Source organism: Gimesia panareensis (genome assembly GCF_007748155.1).
Classification (GTDB): domain Bacteria; phylum Planctomycetota; class Planctomycetia; order Planctomycetales; family Planctomycetaceae; genus Gimesia; species Gimesia panareensis.
The window spans coordinates 250,752-269,774 of sequence record NZ_CP037421.1 but is presented as its reverse complement, the minus strand read 5'-3'; the positions used below and the strand labels follow the sequence as shown (position 1 = coordinate 269,774).

Below are 19,023 nucleotides of genomic sequence, written 5' to 3'. Positions count from 1 at the left end.
CGAAAAGCTGGGGAATTACCGTCGATGAAGTCGCAAATATCCGAAAACGACTTGAAGGATTTCTACGAGAGTTTGACTCGCTTGACTGATCGACAACCTCAAGCGGCAGTCAAGAGCCTTCTCGCCAAGCCCGGTCGAAAGGGGCGTCTTTGCGTGCGCATTGAGTATATCAAAGGATTAGACCGGTTTCAGGAAGGGCAAGTGTTTTCGGTCGGTGGATCTCCAGAGAAATCAGTGCAATTCATTTCAACAACCGTGTCACATGGTGATGCTAATCCAGAGAATTGGTTTGTTGTGATGCATGTGGAACCAATCAACTGTGAATGCGAGGATTTAGAGAACGTATTCTTGATATCAGATGATGCGTATCCTTCGCTGTCATCGTAGGAAGAGCAATTGCCAAAACTTGAAGCGTTTTCATCGGGGTATTGCTTTTGGCTTCTACATCACGATCTTCGCAGGCTGTGCCGGTTTGAACGGTTGCAGCTTGGCCCGTTGTGCAGACTGGTACGGCTGATTCCTCAGGCCAGGTCAGCTTTTCTGATGCAGGTCTGTTTCTACTTTGGTTGCATGCAATCCCCCAGTATCAAAGTCAATTCACAGCACGATTTGCTTGACCCTGCGGTCCCGTTGGTTGATACTGAAGAAAAAACAACACACTAACATTTCTCAGAGGACTCACCATGCCGTCTGCCAAAGTTGCGCTCGCTTTATCTGCCAGAACCCGCACATCGCGTTTTCTGTTTCTCTCTATAGTCTTCACGCTTACATGCTGGGTGGCCATGCTCTGCCTCGCTGCCCCAGCCGCAGCAGCAGAAAAATCAAACGATCCCAATATCATCTACATCCTGGCAGACGACATGGGCTACGGCGATATCAAGGCACTCAACCCGGAATGCAAAATTGCCACGCCAAACCTGGACCAACTGGCAAAGGGGGGCATGATCTTTACCGACGCCCATTCCAGTTCCTCCGTCTGTACCCCCACCCGTTATGGCGTACTCACCGGTCGCTACAACTGGCGCTCCCGCTTGAAGAGCGGCGTCCTCTGGGGACTTTCCAAGCGGCTGATCGAACCGGACCGCATGACGGTCCCCTCAATGCTCAAGCAGCACGGTTACTATACCGCCGCGGTCGGAAAGTGGCACCTGGGTATGGACTGGACGCTCAAGGACGGCGGCATCGCCACCGAGAAATCGTATAACAAAAAAACCAATCCCGGCTGGGAAGTCGATTACTCCAAACCGATTCAGAACGGCCCCAACACGGTCGGCTTCGATTACTTCTTCGGCATCAGTGCCTCACTCGACATGCCTCCCTATGTCTATATTGAAAACAACAAAAGCCAGGGCATCCCCACCGTCACCAAGGCCTTCTTCCGGGAGGGACCGGCCCACAAAGATTTCGAAGCCATCGACGTGCTGCCCCGCATCACCGATAAAACCGTTGAGATCATCGACGAACACGCGGCCGCTTCTAAAAAAGGGAAGCCGTTCTTCATCTATTTCCCCCTCAACGCACCGCACACGCCCATCCTGCCCACACCCGAATGGCAGGGGAAAAGCGGTATCAACAAGTACTGTGATTTCGTCATGCAGGTCGATGACACCGTCGGCCAGGTGATGCAGGCGCTCAAGAAACAGGGCATCCACGAAAACACGCTGGTCATCTTCACCGCGGACAACGGCTGCTCGCCCGCAGCCAACTTCAAAGAGATGGCTGACAAAGATCATCAGCCCAGCTACCGCTTCCGGGGTCACAAGGCCGACATCTATGAAGGCGGACATCGCGTCCCCTTCATCGCCAACTGGCCCGCCCGCGTCAAAGCCGGCACGCACTCCGATCAGCTGATCTGCCTGACCGACCTGATGGCCACCGCCGCGGACATCGTCGGTGCGAAGCTGCCCGACAACGCGGGAGAAGACAGCGTCAGCATTCTGCCCGCCCTGGAAGGCAAAGACACACAGCCCCTCCGCGAAGCCGCCGTCCACCATTCGATTCGGGGTGCCTTCTCCATCCGCAAAGGACACTGGAAACTGGAACTCTGTCCGGGGTCGGGAGGCTGGAGTTTCCCCAAACCGGGCAAAGATGATCTCAGCCAGCTCCCGGCCATTCAGCTCTACGATCTGAACGACGATCTGAATGAGCAGAAGAACGTGCAGTCCGAATACCCCGAGGTCGTCAAAGAACTGACCGACCTGCTGCAGAGCTACGCCGACCGCGGTCGCTCCACGCCGGGAGCACCCCAGAAGAACACCGGGGATGTCGACATTTTCGAAGCAGGCAAGTCGGCTCAGAAGATAAAACGACCGCAAAGAATCAAGCAGAAAAAGCCCCAGGTCAAGTCTCAATGAGAAGACCCGATAACAGCGTGTCGGTGGCACAGTTGGCACGTTGGGTGGCACTGTTGGCTTGCCAACAGTGATCGAATAATCTCGCAATTCCCCCAGAAAAATGGGTCCGCCCGGATTCCATTCGGGGTCACCCGCCCGGGAAGCAGGACGTGCGCAAGACCTTATTATATATAAACTTATATTCTAAACTTACGAAATTTTCACTCTGTACCAGCCTGGCGGCGATCCGGAAAAAAACTTGAATTCCGGCCCCGTTCAGGTTATCTTAAAGGCTTGATCTTCCCCTGGAGATTCATCAACCACACGAACTCACCCGCAACACATTCAGCCCGTCAGGCAGTGGTGTCTGACTACCGTCCCTCCGAGATCGGCGGTTCTGACGGACCGGCATTACTTTCAATGTTCTCATCAGGTCACCCCTGTCGCGTTTTCGTGCCTCAGGAGTACCGCCTGTCAGGAATTGAACGCGTATGTATGGTTCTCAAGTTCCACGAGCGCTTATCGTTGGTCTTTCCTTTTTCAGTGCAGTCACATTGTCTGTCTGGTCTGCTGTCGCAGCACCGAAGGCAACTGACAAACCCGCTGCCGCAAAGATTGATTTCGAGAAATCGATCCGGCCACTCCTCGTCCAGCATTGCCAGGACTGCCACGGTCCCGATGCCCGCGAAGGGGGGCTGCGTCTGACGAGCCGCAAAAATCTGCTGCTCCGCAACGATTCGGGAGAGCCCGCCATCGTCGCCGGTAAAAGTGACCAGAGCGAGCTGATTCATCGTGTGTCCACCAAAGTTGAAGGCGAACAGATGCCCCCCGCGGATGTGGGCGATCAACTCACTGCGCAGGAAATCGCCACTCTCAAACAGTGGATCGACGAAGGAGCCGTCTGGCCCAGCGAATCTGAAGAACCGAAACACTGGGCTTATCTGCCTCCCGAAAAACACCCGCTGCCGAAAATCAAAGGCTCCGCGCGCGTAAACAATGCCATCGATGCGTATGTCGTCCGCAAACTGCAGCAGCAGAACCCCCCGCTGCAGCAGGCCCCGATTGCCGACCCGGCCCGTCTGCTGCGTCGCGTTTCGCTCGACCTGATCGGCCTGCCTCCCACCCCGGAACAGGTCGCCGCCTTTGAAAAAGATCACTCCCCGGCCGCCTATGAAAAGTATGTCGACAACCTGTTGAAGTCCCCCCGCTACGGCGAGAAGTGGGCCCGCCAGTGGCTCGACCTGGCCCGCTATGCCGACTCGAACGGTTTCCAGGCGGATCAGCTGCGGGAGATGTGGCTCTACCGGGACTGGGTCATCAACGCCCTCAACCGGGACATGCCCTTCAACCAGTTTACCATTCAACAGATCGCCGGCGACCTGATTCCGAATGCGACCCTCGACCAGAAGATCGCCACCGGCTTTCATCGCTGTACCACCTGTAACGTGGAAGCGGGCGTCGATCCGGAAGAGAACCGCGTCAACCAGATCTTCGACCGGGTCAACACCACCGGCATGGTCTGGCTCGGTACGACCTTCGAATGTGCCCAGTGCCACAATCACAAATACGATCCCTTCACGCAGCAGGACTACTACCAGATCTTCGCCTTCTTCAACAACACGCCGCTGGAAGTGAAGCAGGTCGGGAAGAGTGTGACCTTCGATGTCACCGGCCCCAAACTGATGGTGCCACTCAGTAAAGAAACGCAACAGCAGAAAGACCAGCTGACCAACGAACGTCTGGCACTGCAGAAGAAAGTCAACCAGCGACAGAAACAACTGGAAGAGTCGTACAAAACCTGGGAAGAGTCGACTCTCGCGCTGCTGGAGAACAGCGAAGAAGGCGCAAAAGTTCCCGATAATATTCGCAAGATTCTGAATACGGAAACCGACAAACGGACTGCCAAACAGACCAAGGCACTCACCGCCTATCAGCGCGAACAGGATGCCGATTACGCCCAACTGAACGAACAGCTCAATCAGGTGCGCGAAAAGCTGAACGAACTGGAGCCGGACACGTCGCTGGTCATGGTCGAAATGGACAAGCCGCGGATGAACAACATCTTCAAGCGGGGCAACTTCCTCGACAAAGGGGCTCAAGTCGCCCCGCAGACACCCGAAGCGCTGCATCCGCTCCAGGCCCAGGGCACACCCAACCGCCTCGCCTTCGCGAAGTGGCTCGTTGCTCGGGAGAATCCACTCGTTGCCCGCGTCACCGTGAATCGCTGGTGGTCGCAGTTCTTCGGACAGGGCATCGTCGCCACCCAGGAAGATTTTGGCAGCCAGGGCGATCCCCCCACGCATCCCGAACTGCTCGACTGGCTGTCCGTCGAGTTCATGGAACACAACTGGTCGATGAAACACGTGCATAAACTGATCGTCATGTCCGCCACGTACCAGCAGTCATCGAAAGTCACTCCCGCCCTGCTGGAAGCCGATCCCTACAATAAACTTTTGACCCGCGGTCCCCGCCTGCGACTCTCCGCGGAAACGATTCGCGACAACGCACTGGCGATCAGCGGTCTACTCTCCACCAAAATGGGAGGCCCGCCGATCTACCCGCCACAGCCCAACGGACTCTGGCGACACGTCGGTCGTAATGCTCCGAAATACAACACCTCCACTGAGGAAGATCGCTACCGCCGAGGCGTGTATGTCATCTGGCGGCGCAGTGCCCCCTACCCGAGCTTCACAAATTTCGATGCCCCCGACCGCGGGGCCTGTACGATCAACCGTTCGCGGACGAATACGCCTCTCCAGGCACTCACTCTGCTCAACGACCCCGCTTATATTGAGATCGCCACCGGTCTGGCGAAACGGCTGGCAACCAGAGGTCTGACCAGCGGAATGACCGATCGAGAGCGGATCGAATACGCGTTTCGACTCTGTCTGTCTCGACAACCCAAAACCGTCGAAGTCGATCACCTCACGAAAGTCTTCGAACAGGAACTAAAGCACTTCCAGGACCATCCCCAGTCAGCCCAGAAACTGATCTCAGCGGAGAACCGGCCGGAAGGCGTTGGGGCGTCCCGCATGGCGGCCTGGCTGTATGTCGCTAACATCCTGCTCAACCTCGACGAAACGATCACGAAGGGCTAATCATGAACGAACGCATGCAACAACTGCTGAACTATACCCGTCGTGAATTCTTTCAACGGGCCGGCATGGGCGTCGGGGGCGCTGCACTGACCACCCTGCTCGCCAATGACCTGCTGGGGAACATCCCCACTGGGACGAATCCGATGGCGGCCCGCCAGTCGCATTTCGCACCCAAAGCAAAAAATGTGATCTTCCTGCACATGGTCGGCGCGCCCTCGCACCTCGATTTATACGATGCCAAACCGAAACTGCAGGAACTGGACGGCGAGCTGGTTCCCGATAAACTCTGGGAAGGCTTAAGACTGGCCTTCATCCGCGAACAACCCAAACTGATGGGCAGTCCGTTTGCCTTCAAACGCCAGGGAGAGGCAGGCATCCCGATCTCCGAACTGATGCCCCACCTCGGGTCGGTTTCGGATGAACTCTGCATGATCCATTCGCTGAAAACCGATCACTTCAATCACGCTCCCGCACAGCTGTTCTTCCAGACCGGTTTTTCCCGCTTCGGTCGGCCGTCGCTGGGCTCGTGGGTCAACTACGGTCTCGGTTCGGAAAACAGTAACCTGCCCGGCTTCGTCGTGCTGATCACCGGTAATGTCGCCGGTGCCGGCAACAGCCTGTGGGGCAGCGGCTTTCTCCCCAGTATTTACCAGGGCGTTGAATTCCGCTCTCAGGGAGACCCGGTGCTCTTCCTGTCGAATCCCAAAGGGATGACCGGCGAGGACCGTAAACGGATCATCGACAGTGTGAACCATTTGAACAAGGTCCAGCTGGCGGATGTCGGCGATCCCGAAATTGCCACCCGCATCAACCAGTACGAAATGGCCTACCGCATGCAGACCGCGGTGCCCGAGCTGATGGATATCTCCAACGAACCGAAACACATTCACGAGCAGTACGGCACCGAACCCGGTAAAGCCAGCTTCGCCAACAACTGTCTGCTGGCCCGCAGGCTGGTGGAACGGGGTGTGCGGTTCGTGCAGCTGTTCGACCAGGGCTGGGACCATCACGGCGGCCTGGTCAACGGACTGAAACGCAAGTGCAAACAGGTCGACCAGCCGATCGCGGCTCTGATCAAAGATCTGAAACAGCGGGGTTTGCTGGATGATACGCTGGTCGTCTGGGGCGCTGAGTTCGGCCGCACTCCCATGGTTCAGGGCGACCGCAAATCGCCGGGACGCGATCATCACAAAGATGCCTACTCTGTCTGGATGGCAGGCGGCGGCGTCAAACGCGGATTCGCTTACGGCAAGACCGATGACATCGGCTTCAATGTCGCCGAAAAGCCGATGCACGTGAATGACTTCCACGCGACCCTGCTGCACCTGCTGGGCATGGATCACGAACGGCTGACGTTCAAATTCCAGGGGCTCGACATGCGGATCACCGGAGTGGCTGGAAACGTGGTGCCGGAAATCATCGCGTAAGCAGCGGTCAGTCGTCAGCTCGCAGCATGGGCTGGATTTCCGTCACGAAATCGTTGGCGTCGGTAAAGTTGCGATAGACCGATGCGAAGCGGACAAAGGCCACCTGATCCACGTTCTTCAACTCCGTGGAAACCCGCTCGCCGATAAACCGCGAGGGGACTTCGCGATCGAAGTTTTCATAGATCTCGGCTTCGATCTGAGCCACGATGGATTCAATCTGATCGGGGCTGACGGGGCGTTTGTAACAGGCGGTCTCAATCCCCTTGACCATTTTCATCCGATCGAAGGGCACGCGGGCACCATCTTTCTTGACGACTTTGAGGGGGGATTCTTCGATCTTTTCGTAGGTCGTGAAGCGTTTGCCGCAAGCCAGGCATTCACGCCTGCGGCGCACACTGAAAGGTTGACTCAAGCGCGAATCAATGACTTTCGTCTCACCATCACGACAAAAAGGGCACATCATGAGCGACGCGACTCCCGGTAGGAAACAGCAACAGCCCGTCTATTCAGCCATTAAAGCTCTGCAGGCTATTGTTAAAAAATAGCAGGATCGTAACTGATTCACCAGTCAATTGTTCAGAAAACCCGAATTTTTAGTGGTTTACCGATCATCAGTAAAAACACGCTCAAACCCGCGATACGTTCACTCGATGGGTTGATCCAGAATTTCTTCATGCGCCTGCGATTCACTCACATCCATCCGCAAGTCATCCAGCGTTTCTTTCAATTCCGCTTTGACGCCGGTTACAACGTAAACCAGTACGACCAGAAACGCGAGTCCACTGATCAACAGTAATAACGTCCAGATGCTCATCCACAGATACATAATCAGTTCTCTCTCAGGTTAAGCCGGATTGGCGGAGGCGCTCGGATTCGTTTCGGCACGTCGGTCGGGAAACAACAGTGAAAACACGATGTAGGCTGTAATTGAAAATGCGAACGTGAGCAGCGTCAGATGGGTCCCGTTCACTTCCATTTGGATATACTTCCTGCCTATGACTGGGCTAGCCTGCTTGGTTTCTTTAGACTTTTCCTTTTCAAATTCCGCTTGAATGGACATCGTACCTTCGGGTGGACTGACCTTCTCGGCTTCCAATGACATCGTTTCTCCGACTTTCATTTGATTCAACTCATTGATCTTTTCCACACAGGGTCCCATCGCCGACAGTCCCAGTAGACCTCCCAGAATGGCTGCGAGTGCCCCGGCCTGGCTCCCCCGTTTCCAGTACAGACCACCGACCACCGTGGGAATCGCCCCGGAGAGGTAAACGGCACCCGTGACAGCCAGGTACCCCCAGAGATCGCTGCTGACTTCATACCACAGCCCCCAGGTCAAAAGCATGGCCCCGATCACGAAGATCGAAATCCGTGTCGTGAGAATCCGGGAACGCTGGCTCATCGGCCCGGCTATGGGAGCGATAATATCCTGGGTAATCACGCCGCTCCAGCAGAGCAGGTAACTGTCGTGGGTCGACATGAAAGCGGCAATCATGCCCGCCGTCACCAGTCCCAGCAGGCCGGTCGGCACCACTTTCGCCAGAAACAGGGGCATGGCGGACAGTGATGTAATCGAGGCCCTGGTCTCGACTGCCTGGTTAAATTCCCGAAACAGTTCCGGCTGAGACGCGAAAAAGGCAAACGTCCCGATGCCCCAGAATACCGGCAGGGCGCGACGTGCCAGAAAGGAGATGGAGCTCAGCGAATAGAGTTTTTGAGCCACTTCCGCGCTCTGGCAGGAGAGCGTGCGGGCAGCACTGGTTGGCCAGAGGAGCGCTGCCGAACCGATGACAATCGCCATCTGCACTACCTGCAGCCAGCCGATGGGCTTTCCGTTCCCCGATAGATTCTTGTCATGGAAGGGATCAAAATAACCGTTCTGCTCAGTCACGATCGCCGACAGCCCATCCCAGCCGATCGACCAGAAGACCACGCCGGTCACAATCACCATACCGGTCCCCAGGATCAGAAACTGGATCAGGTCGGTGATCACCACGGAGACCATGCCCCCCAGCACGGTATAGAACAGCACCAGCAGCAACAGGCCCGTCATGATCAGCTTCAGATAAATTTCGTCCTGCAATCCGGAGATCGCGGTCAGGAACTGGGAACCCGCTTTGAGAAACAGGCCCATGTTCAAGACGCCCGAGATGACCATCACCGTCGCCCCCACGACCCGGACTTTTTGTGAATAGCGTTGTTCGTAATATTCGGGGATTGTCATGATCGACGACTGCCTGAGCCGATAGACAACAAAGCCGGTCAGACCGATCAGCAGCACCGCCCCCGCTTCCAGAAAGGCGAGGTACAGCGAAGCGTACTGCTGGGTAAAACCGAGTTCGGCCATATACATCACGGTCACCAGGCCCAGTTCGGTCCCGGTCATCGTTGCCAGGGCCAATCTCAGGCGGAGTTTCCGCCCGGCGACCAGGTAATCGGACAGGTTTCCGACGTAACGATTGGCCCACAAACCAATTACGATCGATGAGAGCAGGTAGCAGGCGACGAGGAACCAGTCCAACAGGGTGAAATTTGTATCGTACAGCGAAATGGTCTGGTCTCCCTCGGCCCCGGTTTTGGTGCTGAATTTCGAAAATTCGCGAAAAACAGCGGAAAGGATTCATTTAGCAGCGGTTGCAATCGTTGACATTTCCCTTTACCATATGTCGCTTCGCAAATCGTCGCGGGCGAAATGTCCGTTTGACCAGCATGCTTTAAGAGCGCTTCTTGCGATTAAGACACCACTATGCCAGTTTTGACGGTCAATTTCCATAGTAAATGACCGTCTTCGAAATAACATCTATTCAGAGGGGATGACACCGTGTCACTCGACAAAAGTTTGAAGAGCAAAAGCTCGCTGACCCGTGCCCGTAACGTGTTGAAGCGCGCTGAACGTATTGAAAAATTGAAGTTCGAAGATCGCTGGGTCGAAGGCCAGGGCGCTCTGGGACTGCCTAAAGTCCGCGTCGAAAAAGTTTCGATCGGCAAGAAGAAGAAAAAGAAGAAAGACGACGACGAAGATTAATCGTCCGGTCCCGTCTGAACGGAGGAGAGTTCCTGCTGTATACAGACTCTCCTCCACGTGGACCCTTTTCTGAGTGCAGAACATTTCACCGGGGAGCAAGGAATGCATGCCCTGTATCTGCTGCGAGCGTTCGGAGGGATTTTCGTAAGACAACGCTATCGCGGTGCCGCCCGTGAGTTCCTTGCACGCACCAGTTCCTGTCGCGCCGTCCAGCAGGAGACCCTGCAGGACATCCTGCAACTCAACGCCGACAGCGACCTGAGCCGCCAGCACAAACTGGACGGCTCCTGCACGATTGAAGATTTTCAATCCCGCTTTCCCGTTACGGAATACGATTTTTTCCAACCCTATATCGAACGGGTCAAACAGGGTGAGACGCAGGCGCTGTTAGGTCCCGAGAATCAGCTGTTGATGTTTACCTTGAGCAGCGGCACGACCACGGATTCCAAATTCATTCCGATCACGGTCCCCTTTCTGAAAAGTTACCGCCAGGGCTGGCAGAACTGGGGCATCCTGACCTACGACGACTACCCTTCGCTCAAATATCACAACATCGTTCAGCTGACCAGCAACTATGATAAATTTCGCACGCCCGGCGGCGCTCCCTGTGGGAACATCAGCGGCCTGGTCGCGGCGATGCAGAGTCCCGTCGTGCAGTCGATGTATACCGTGCCCGGCGAAGTTTCCCGTATCGACGACGCACAGCTGAAATACTACACCACGCTGCGGCTCGCGCTGGCCGACCGCTATGTGGGCATGCTCACCACGGCCAACCCGAGTACACTGCTGCACCTGGCCCGGTTCGCCGACCAGGAAAAAGAATCCCTGGTGCGGGACATCGCGGACGGCCGACTGACCGGCGCCGCGCAGATGGATCCGAGGGTCCTGGGAAAATTAAAACGACGGTTGCAGCGGAAGAACCGCCGGCGGGCACGCGAACTCGAACAGATCATCGAACGCACCGGTCACCTCTATCCGCGCGACTACTGGCCCGGGCTCTGCGTACTGGCGGTCTGGACCGGAGGCAGTGCGGGTGCGTACCTGTCTCAACTAAAACCCTACTATGGAGATCTGCCGGTCCGCGATCATGGGCTCTCGGCCAGTGAAGGACGCATGACAATTCCCCTCGCCTCCGGCACTTCGAGTGGCGTGCTGGATATCACGTCCCACTTTTTTGAGTTTGTTCCCGAAGCAGAAGACCCGCTGACGACAGACCATATTCTGACGGCGGATCAGCTGGAAGAGGGGCAGAATTATTATATCCTGCTGACCACGCCTTCGGGCCTGTATCGCTATCACATCTGTGACGTCGTGCGTTGTACCGGCTTTTATCAGTCCACTCCCATGCTCGAATTTCTGCACAAGGGCGCTCACATCTCCAACCTGACAGGTGAGAAAATTACCGAGTCCCAGGTCGTGACAGCCGTCCGCGGCGCCACAGAAGAGGTCGCTCTCGAACTCGGTCAGTTCACAGTCATCCCCCAATGGGGTGAACCGCCGCGCTATCAGCTGCTGTTTGAAGAATCCCCCACGCTGTCGGCTGAATCACTCACGCGATTGCTCGCCGCCTTCGATCAGCAGTTGCAGGAAGCCAATTGTGAATATGCGGAGAAACGACAGTCCGGTCGGCTCGCGCCGCCAGTCCCCTGCCCGCTCAAGCCGGGCACGTGGCAGCGTTTCGCAACTGAGCGTCAGCAGAAACCGGGAGGCAGCCTGGAGCAGTACAAGCACCCCTGCCTGATTCCCAAACTCGATTACGCCAGCGAACTGATCGAAAAGTTTTCGCATTGAGTCATGAATCACTCTGTAACATCGATCATTATTTAAAGACCGGCTGACTGCTCCGCAGGAAACCGAACAGGTCCCGCAATTGCTGGTCGCTCAGTTTATCGAGCAGTCCATCGGGCATCAGGGATTTCGGCTGCTTGATCATTTCATCGATGTTTTCCCGCTTGATCGTCACGTTCTGACCGTCGGCGCCGCGAAGTACGACGATCTGTTTGTCCTGATCATACAGGAAGCCGGAGACCACCAGACCGTCGTCGGTGATCACCAGATACGTTTCGAAACCTTCGCGGATTTCCGCACTCGGATTCACAATGTGCATCAGCATCCGCAGGGAATCGTCGCGCTTGTACTGCGTCAATTCGGGTCCGACGCGTTTCCCTTCCCCAAACAGCACATGGCACTTGGCGCAGTTCTGCTGATACAGTTCCTTGCCGCGATAAACATCGCTGGCTCCCTGCTCCAACACCCCGGAGATGCGGGCAATACTGGCCTGCATCTGCTGGCTGGATGCGCCCTGAATCTCTTTCCAGTGCCGAGCGACCAGTTCTTTGATCTCTGGATCCTGGTGAATCGTCATCTTACGGACCAGATCTTCCGGGATCGACTGTTTCTCGATGCGCCCCTCTTCAACAGCCGCCAGTAACGCACGCGTCCACGCTTTACGGCTGACGAGCGTACTCAACGCCACTTCGCGGACGTCGTCCGCATAACTTGGATACCGCTCCAGAATCACAGTCGCGATTTCCGGCTGCTGATATTTCTGTAAGGCGACCAGCAACGCGGTCTGCAGGTCGGCATTTTTCGTGCTGCTCAACAACGACTGCAGCGCGGGCCGTGCCTGGGGCTCCTGCAGTTCACCCAGTACCTGGATATAATCCACCAGCTCTGCCTGGTTTTTGCCCGTTGCTTTTTTCTCTGGTGACTTGAGTGCATCGAGCGCTTTCTGAATGGCGTCGCTGTTGCCCAGTCGCATCTGCAGGGTCGTCGAGCCGCCGCCCGCATCCGCGAGTGCCTTGACCAATGCTTCGGGCAGACCGGCCAGCGAACGTCCCTTGAAGGAACTCTCGAAACCGGTCATCAGGAGTTTGCGCGAGTCCACATCGGGGGCCAGTTCGAACAGTTTCGCACAGGTGACCAGATCGGTCCGACTTCCCGCGGTCGCATAACGGCGGATCAGTCGCTCCAGCAGAGCGGTCTGCACCAGCGGGCGCTGCCAGAACTGTTTGTCTTTCAGTAGAGCGAGGACCTGCTCCCGATCCGAGATCGACTTGGATTCCAGTGCCCACCAGAGCATCAGCGGCTGAAAGGGATCATCCACGTCTTCGGCATGTCGACTCAGCGCTTCGACCAGGGGCAGGCAGACATCAGCGGGCAGACGCCGCGCCGTTGCCGCCAGCTGGCCGCGAACTTCCGCGTTCGTTTCGGTCCTCGCCATCTCGACCAGCTTCTCGCCGATATGACTGGAGACCACTTTGTCATCCCCCAGCAGCCGCACCGTCCAGAAGCGAACCATCGGCTGCGGATGTTTCAATGTCTCTTCCGCAACCGCATCGTCAAATCCCTGCGAGAGATTCAATGCCCAGAACGCTTCCAGCGCGAGGTGCCCGTCGTTCTCTTTGATCCACTGTTTGAGCACCGGAATGACCGACGGATCTTTGCGATCTCCGATCAGCCGTAAGGCAGTCCGGCGGTGCCATTCATTGGGATGCTTGAGCAGTTCCAGCAGTTCGCGGGTCGTCTTTTTACTGAGATCCTCAACCTTGCGGGGCTGTGCGTCTTTCCCTTTCAAACGATAGATACGGCCCGAATTGGGATCGATCTGCCCCTGGTAATGCTGGCCATGGGCGATGAACTCTTCGTAAAAATCAGCCACGTAAACGCCGCCGTCTGGTCCTACGTAGATCGCCACCGGCCGAAAGCCCAGGTCCGTGCTCTTCAGAGGAAAGCCGACATCCTCAGTCTGAAAGGAAGATCCCAAAGGCTCGACTTTGGTCAGTACCAGATACTGATGCAGCGGGTCGACGGAGATCAGCTTCCCTTTAAAACGCGCGGGCAGTGTGTCCCCTTCGTACTTCACCAGGGCATGGCTGAAGCGGGGCGTGGCCGCATGCTTCATGAAAGGAAGCAGGCCGAAAGCATAAGGGTTACTCACATCGCCATACTTCCGCTCGGTCCCCTTTTCGTAATAGCCTCCCTGCACGTAATAAAATCCGCGGGTGCCGCCCCCGTTGTGACCGGAATAGACGCGGCCGTCCGCATCGACTTCCAGTCCAAAGGCATTGCCGCCCCCTTCGGCGAAGAGTTCGTAGCGCCCCGTTTCGGGATGATACCGCCAGACCGCGGGGCCTTCGCAGTAGATTGATTTCGCATCCGGCTGATCGCTGTTTTTCAGATGCGAGACAAGGTTACTCCCCTGCACCATGTAGAGCCAGCCGTCCGGTCCCCACTGCAGACTGTTAGGCGCAGAGTGCGTATCGGACAGACCAAAACCCCGCAGACGGACTTCCGGATCGCCGTCGGGGATATCGTCGTTGTCTTTGTCGGGATAAAAGAGGAGGTAAGGCGGATTGAGCACCCAGATGCCTCCCCGCCCTTTGACAACCGAGGTCGCGATATTCAGATCACCGGCGAAGACCTTGTGCTCGTCGTACTTGCCGTCGCCGTCGGTATCTTCGTGAATCGTGATCCGGTCATTGCCGGGAAAGTGATTCGGCGGCGGGGGCGAGAGCCGGTCGAATTCCATGCGGTAATATTTATTGCGGCTCAATACCTTGAGCCCCGCGGGATAGGGATACTGTCGATACTGCACGACCCACATCCGCCCCCGTTCGTCGAAGCTCATGAACAGTGGCTGACCGATCAGAGGTTCGGTGAGCAGTTGTTCCACCTCGACATCGTCATCGGTTTCAAACAGCGTCATCGATTTTTCCGGAGAGAGCCGACGTCCCGGCGACAGTTTCGCCGATCGTTTGAGCGTCGATGTCGCGGGGGTGAACTGATCGAAGGCCGCCTGCGCGGGCTTCTGATCACGGGCGGTTAATGCCCACCGGGGATCATCGCCCGGCAGGAACTCCCATTCCCCTTTGAGGACGCACTCGAGAAAGTAGCCGGCCAGAATCGGAGGGACGCCACGAAAGCCGCCCGGACCTTCCTGATTAAATACCCGGATCGCGATTGTATTGTATTTCCCCAGCTTGAGCGTTCCCGGGGGGACTTTATAGCGCTGATAGCTGTCGAAGCCGCTTTTAAATTGCGGGGGGAATGATCCGATCTGACCGATGCGGGTTCCATTGATATAGACCTCATGCGCGTCCGCCAGTTTTTCGATCGAGAGTGTGACGGAATCCCGCCAGAGGGGACGGGCAGTCATGTCGGCCCAGTTATTGGGAACTTTGACGTAGCAACGATACCAGGCAAAGCCATCCAGATCGGCATACTTGCCTGCCTGCTGGTCTTCCCATGCCCCGGGAACCTGAATCAGAGAAGTTTTCGCATTAGGATCCGCCGCCTGAAGACAATTTATACTGTAGAGAGTTAAAGTTATGAATAACGCCACAAAACAGGACTTGTTCATCTTCATGTACTCCATTCAGGATTCAGCTCTGATTAAAAGGACTGCGATAATTAAATATTATTTAATTATTTGAACAGAAGGAGGAACGACTTTCAATATCGATAAAAATGTCACATGGATTTTGAATTTAGATGGATTTGCTGGAAATTTCCCCGTTAGAAACGGGACGCCTGCGTAGTGAGATTACTACCTGACGAAATAACTTGATGAACTCCGGGGAACAGGGCATTGGAAACTTCTCGACTGATCTTGAGACAGTGGTGTGATGATGATGTCGCACCGTTTGCAGATCTCAACAACGATCCACAAGTAATGAAATATTTTCCGTCCACTCTGACATACGAACAGAGTGCGCAGATGGTGGAAGATATCCGAAAGCACTTTGAACAATACGGCTTCGGGCTGTGGGCAGTCGAAATCAAAGACCAGGCAAAATTCGCGGGATTTATCGGTCTGGCAGTTCCTCAATTCACCGCATTTTTTACCCCCTGCATCGAAATCGGCTGGCGGCTGGCAGCACCATACTGGAATCAGGGATACGCCACTGAGGGCGCACGCGCGGTACTGGACTATGGGTTTGATGAATGCAATCTGAACCAGCTGGTCTCATTCACCGTACCCGACAACATCGCTTCGCGGAGAGTGATGGAGAAGATCGGCATGTCCTACATCGACAATTTCGACCACCCGGGACTGCCTGACAACGACCCACTACAACGCCACGTACTCTATTGCATCACCCGCTCCGAACGGGATGCCCTGCAGCCGAATTAGCCCTTACTTCGACAACCGGTCGAGCACGTTCTTTGTGATCTGCTGGACAATCGGATCTTTCCCGCGGAGTCCGTGTGCCCAGTCGGTACTGCCCACCGTCAGTACGGTGCCCCCGTTGGTATACATCCCCAGAACTGCGGCACCGACCCGGTCTTTTTCGAAACGGTCATACCACAGGCTGTCGCCGGGTGCCCATTTCGCCGGGCAGGTCGCCAGGATCTGGAACGTTTTGGGCGTCCCATCTTTAAAGGTAGGCACGGGCAGACCATCCTGCAGCACAAACTGACAGCCGTCACACTCGTAACCGACGATCGTATCCTTGCCCCCGAATTCATCTCCCTGCCTGATGCCGGTCTTTGCAAAGATCCAGTGCTCGGGTCGATGCACGCGGTAAGCGCCAGCGCCATCCATGAACTGGCCGTGGCTTTTGTGATAACCGCCATACAGAAAGCCGACACCGGTCAACTGGTTTTCCGGGCGGTTGACCAGGTGATGACTCCAGAGAGTGGTCAGGGTACTGCGATCATCGGTCGGGAAAACGGGATCCTGGTTATACCACTGCTTCCAGCAGGTCAGGGCGCGACCCGCATCTTCACTGCGAACCTGCCAGCAGACCGAGTTCCCGCTGAAGAAGGCAACGTTCCCCCCCTGCCTGATGTACTCCTCCAGGTGATCACGCATCGGTGCCGACCAGTACTCATCATGGCCGACACTCAGTACGAGTTTATAATGCTTGAGCAGCTCCGGATGGAACTCCAGATCGCTGTTGGCAGCGTAGTCCAGCTGATAGCCGTTCTGTTCGGCCCAGGCGATGAAAGGATATTCCCAGTTGGAAAACTGTCCGGCCAGGGGACGATCAAAAGAAACGCGGTGCCCCTGCAGATGATTGCGTCCATGGTAGCTGTACAGGCTGGAACCGCCCCAGTTATTGTAGGCGTTGTAGGTGTTCGTTGAGAGTTGAATCAGAATCTTCGTCTCAGCTCCCGGCTGTTTCGGACGGATGATAAAAAACAGGCTCGATTCAGCAGAGCGTGTATTCCGCTGAATGAATTTTCCACCCCGATCGCGCACGCCCAGGCGGACACTGTAATAACCGCTGGCCCAGGAATCGGGGATGGTCAACTCGAACGCGGCCGGCCACTGACAGCCGTTGGAAGAGGCATCTTCGGGCACCGGGTAAGCAATCCCGTTTTTGCGTGTCTCTTTGAAGACCGTCTTGTTCTCCGCTCCCAGGCGGGTGATCTCGATCGAATACTGCGGTTCAGAACTGGAAAGATGAAACCGGATTTTCTCTCCCGGCTGATAGCTCAACTGGTTGGTATAGCCCTCGATAAAAATCGAACCGGCGTCATCTTCCGCGCCGCGCAGATGCCCGGTCAACAGGGTTGTGAATACCAGCAGCAGCAACAGTCGAGAGAACGCTGAAATCATGGTGATCTTCCTCAGTCAGAACAGCGGGGTGTAAAGTAGAGTTCAAACTCTCTTTCGATCCTACCATCGACGGTCACCGGTTGCCATCATCGTGCCTGTCAGTTTCCTGCGAAATTTCTGACAGCGCGGGAGCCGCTCAGGACAGCGGATGACTCGTCTGACGATATTCGCGGGGCGACATCCCCATCAGGCGACCGAACATGCGGATCATGGCTTCCTGATGCTGAAAGCCGCAACGGTCGGCGATTTGCGAGATGGTCAAGTTGGTCTCCCTTAACAGGCGGGTAATTCGATTCAGTTTTGCCTTGCGGATTTCAGTAGCCGGAGAACGATGCAGAGCCTTTTGAAAGCGATGCTCCAGGATGCGGCGCGACACATTCAACTGCTGCGTGAGATCGGAAACCTGCAGAGGGAGATGCACCTGCTGGCGGATCAGCTGAATCGCCTCGCGGACCAGATCGTCATCCGCGAACAGCGTATCGGTCGAGGCCCTCTCTTCTATGGAGAGCGGAGGAATCAGCACCGGCGTGCGCGGCGCGGGCTGCCCCTGGATCATCTGATCCAGCAGTTGTGCCGCGGTATGACCGACCACGTGCGGCCCCTGGTTAATACAGGAGAGAGGCACCGGCGACAGGGCCGACATCAGCGGATCGTGTTCAATACACAGGATGGCTACCTGGTCCGGGATTTCCAGATGATGGTTCACGCAGACCGTAGCGACTTCACGCCCCACCTTACTCGACCAGACCAGCAGCGCGACCGGTCGGGGGAGTTCCCACAACCATTCTTTCAGTCGATGCTGCTGCTGTTCGTAGTCGGCTTCCTTCGTCAGCTCATAGTAGGGAAAGTCATAACAGACGCCCCCCGCCTGTTCGACGGCGGACTGAAATTCGCGCTGGATCGTGGGTGGATATTTCAGATTCGGGTCGGCACCGATGTAACCAAACGAACGAAACCCCTTATTGAGAAAGAAGTCGGCTGCCAGGCTGGCACAGGCGCGTTCATCCGAAACGACTTTCGGAATGCGGGCCGAATGCTTTCCCAGCCAGGAAACATTCACCGCAGGCAGACGCCGCCCGACGATGGACTGACGAATCCGGGCATCCGTCAACCGGCAAATCGTTCCGTTCCCGTGCCAGGTAGCAGGAATCTGCAACTGCTCCTGCAAGCCACGGAATTCAATCCAGAAATCCCAGCCCCCCTGCTCGAAGGCATAGTCGGCGATGCCCTGAATAATCTGACGGCTCCAGTCGCTGGAGGTCTGAATCAGCAGCGCAATTTTGCGTCGTTCGGGAAATCTCATCTCTTGTTATTTTCTGTAGTTAAGGCCTGATACTCCACCCGGTTCCACGGAAAACAGACTGCCAGAACATGTTAAAGAAGCGATGAAGACCGTGTAAATATTATCAATTTAACTGCGTATATTATCATTGTATTCTGACTTCCAATCCCGATACTTGGCAAGACAGAACTTTAAGTTTGGCATAACAAAGTTTGACAAAGCCTGGCGGGAGGAATTCCTGTCTTCCCGCCAGGCCGCGAACTTCCTGAACCTCACCAGAGCAGGAAACCCGTA

13 protein-coding genes are annotated in these 19,023 nt (G+C 55.9%); 7 read left to right on the top strand and 6 right to left on the bottom strand.

All coding sequences use genetic code 11. The features are described 5' to 3' along the window. Window positions 1–24 precede the first annotated feature (24 nt). The 4 genes from Enr10x_RS01075 to Enr10x_RS01060 all read left to right on the top strand — a co-directional run bounded on the left by Enr10x_RS01075 (window position 25) and on the right by Enr10x_RS01060 (window position 6,858). A complete protein-coding gene (locus tag Enr10x_RS01075; RefSeq protein WP_145103024.1) occupies window positions 25–387 on the top strand; it encodes a hypothetical protein in 363 nt (120 codons plus the stop codon). Window positions 388–782: 395 nt separating this feature from the next. Further along, window positions 783–2,354: a sulfatase family protein gene (locus tag Enr10x_RS01070; RefSeq protein ID WP_145452582.1), complete on the top strand. Its 1,572-nt coding sequence runs from the start codon at window positions 783–785 to the stop codon at window positions 2,352–2,354. A gap of 470 nt (window positions 2,355–2,824) precedes the next feature. After that, window positions 2,825–5,431, top strand: a complete 2,607-nt coding sequence (locus Enr10x_RS01065; protein WP_145447899.1) for a DUF1553 domain-containing protein — start codon at window positions 2,825–2,827, stop codon at window positions 5,429–5,431. A 2-nt stretch (window positions 5,432–5,433) separates the two neighbouring features. Continuing rightward, entirely contained in the window at window positions 5,434–6,858 is a 1,425-nt protein-coding gene (locus tag Enr10x_RS01060) for a DUF1501 domain-containing protein (RefSeq protein WP_145447898.1), read from the top strand. Between the two features lie 7 nt (window positions 6,859–6,865). Here the strand turns inward: Enr10x_RS01060 and nrdR are convergent, their stop codons facing one another. The 3 genes from nrdR to Enr10x_RS01045 form a co-directional block, all read right to left on the bottom strand. Further along, entirely contained in the window at window positions 6,866–7,321 is a 456-nt protein-coding gene (nrdR, locus tag Enr10x_RS01055) for a transcriptional regulator NrdR (protein ID WP_145102947.1), read from the bottom strand. Between the two features lie 180 nt (window positions 7,322–7,501). Next, window positions 7,502–7,684: a hypothetical protein gene (locus tag Enr10x_RS01050; protein WP_145447897.1), complete on the bottom strand. Its 183-nt coding sequence runs from the start codon at window positions 7,682–7,684 to the stop codon at window positions 7,502–7,504. 18 nt (window positions 7,685–7,702) lie between these two features. Then, window positions 7,703–9,376 (bottom strand): sodium:solute symporter family protein, encoded by a 1,674-nt coding sequence (locus tag Enr10x_RS01045; RefSeq protein WP_197997441.1) that lies wholly within the window; start codon window positions 9,374–9,376, stop codon window positions 7,703–7,705. A gap of 300 nt (window positions 9,377–9,676) precedes the next feature. Here Enr10x_RS01045 and Enr10x_RS01040 point away from each other — a divergent pair, with 300 nt between their 5' ends. Continuing rightward, the gene (locus tag Enr10x_RS01040; protein WP_145447895.1) at window positions 9,677–9,880 is read left to right on the top strand and encodes a small basic protein; all 204 of its coding nucleotides are present in this window, start codon (window positions 9,677–9,679) and stop codon (window positions 9,878–9,880) included. A 102-nt stretch (window positions 9,881–9,982) separates the two neighbouring features. After that, window positions 9,983–11,671 carry a GH3 auxin-responsive promoter family protein gene (locus Enr10x_RS01035; RefSeq protein WP_145447894.1) on the top strand — a complete coding sequence of 563 codons (1,689 nt, stop codon included), beginning with the start codon at window positions 9,983–9,985 and terminating at the stop codon, window positions 11,669–11,671. A gap of 28 nt (window positions 11,672–11,699) precedes the next feature. Here the strand turns inward: Enr10x_RS01035 and Enr10x_RS01030 are convergent, their stop codons facing one another. Beyond that, window positions 11,700–15,242, bottom strand: a complete 3,543-nt coding sequence (locus tag Enr10x_RS01030) for a PVC-type heme-binding CxxCH protein (RefSeq protein ID WP_145447893.1) — start codon at window positions 15,240–15,242, stop codon at window positions 11,700–11,702. 228 nt (window positions 15,243–15,470) lie between these two features. Here Enr10x_RS01030 and Enr10x_RS01025 point away from each other — a divergent pair, with 228 nt between their 5' ends. Further along, the gene (locus tag Enr10x_RS01025) at window positions 15,471–16,016 is read left to right on the top strand and encodes a GNAT family N-acetyltransferase (protein WP_145447892.1); all 546 of its coding nucleotides are present in this window, start codon (window positions 15,471–15,473) and stop codon (window positions 16,014–16,016) included. Between the two features lie 3 nt (window positions 16,017–16,019). On the opposite strand, the gene Enr10x_RS01020 is transcribed toward Enr10x_RS01025, so the two are convergent. Both Enr10x_RS01020 and Enr10x_RS01015 read right to left on the bottom strand, forming a co-directional pair. Continuing rightward, window positions 16,020–17,447, bottom strand: a complete 1,428-nt coding sequence (locus Enr10x_RS01020; protein ID WP_145447891.1) for a N,N-dimethylformamidase beta subunit family domain-containing protein — start codon at window positions 17,445–17,447, stop codon at window positions 16,020–16,022. 136 nt (window positions 17,448–17,583) lie between these two features. Then, window positions 17,584–18,750 carry an AraC family transcriptional regulator gene (locus tag Enr10x_RS01015; protein ID WP_145447890.1) on the bottom strand — a complete coding sequence of 389 codons (1,167 nt, stop codon included), beginning with the start codon at window positions 18,748–18,750 and terminating at the stop codon, window positions 17,584–17,586. Window positions 18,751–19,023: the final 273 nt, after the last annotated feature.

Excerpts from the sequence above, each read along its gene's own strand:
- Enr10x_RS01075 (WP_145103024.1), top strand. The coding sequence starts at position 25 with ATGAAGTCGCAAATATCCGAAAACGACTTGAAGGATTTCTACGAGAGT.
- Enr10x_RS01070 (WP_145452582.1), top strand. The coding sequence starts at position 783 with ATGCTCTGCCTCGCTGCCCCAGCCGCAGCAGCAGAAAAATCAAACGAT.
- Enr10x_RS01065 (WP_145447899.1), top strand. The coding sequence starts at position 2,825 with ATGTATGGTTCTCAAGTTCCACGAGCGCTTATCGTTGGTCTTTCCTTT.
- Enr10x_RS01060 (WP_145447898.1), top strand. The coding sequence starts at position 5,434 with ATGAACGAACGCATGCAACAACTGCTGAACTATACCCGTCGTGAATTC.
- nrdR (WP_145102947.1), bottom strand. The coding sequence starts at position 7,321 with ATGATGTGCCCTTTTTGTCGTGATGGTGAGACGAAAGTCATTGATTCG.
- Enr10x_RS01050 (WP_145447897.1), bottom strand. The coding sequence starts at position 7,684 with ATGTATCTGTGGATGAGCATCTGGACGTTATTACTGTTGATCAGTGGA.
- Enr10x_RS01035 (WP_145447894.1), top strand. The coding sequence starts at position 9,983 with ATGCATGCCCTGTATCTGCTGCGAGCGTTCGGAGGGATTTTCGTAAGA.
- Enr10x_RS01030 (WP_145447893.1), bottom strand. The coding sequence starts at position 15,242 with ATGAACAAGTCCTGTTTTGTGGCGTTATTCATAACTTTAACTCTCTAC.
- Enr10x_RS01020 (WP_145447891.1), bottom strand. The coding sequence starts at position 17,447 with ATGATTTCAGCGTTCTCTCGACTGTTGCTGCTGCTGGTATTCACAACC.
- Enr10x_RS01015 (WP_145447890.1), bottom strand. The coding sequence starts at position 18,750 with ATGAGATTTCCCGAACGACGCAAAATTGCGCTGCTGATTCAGACCTCC.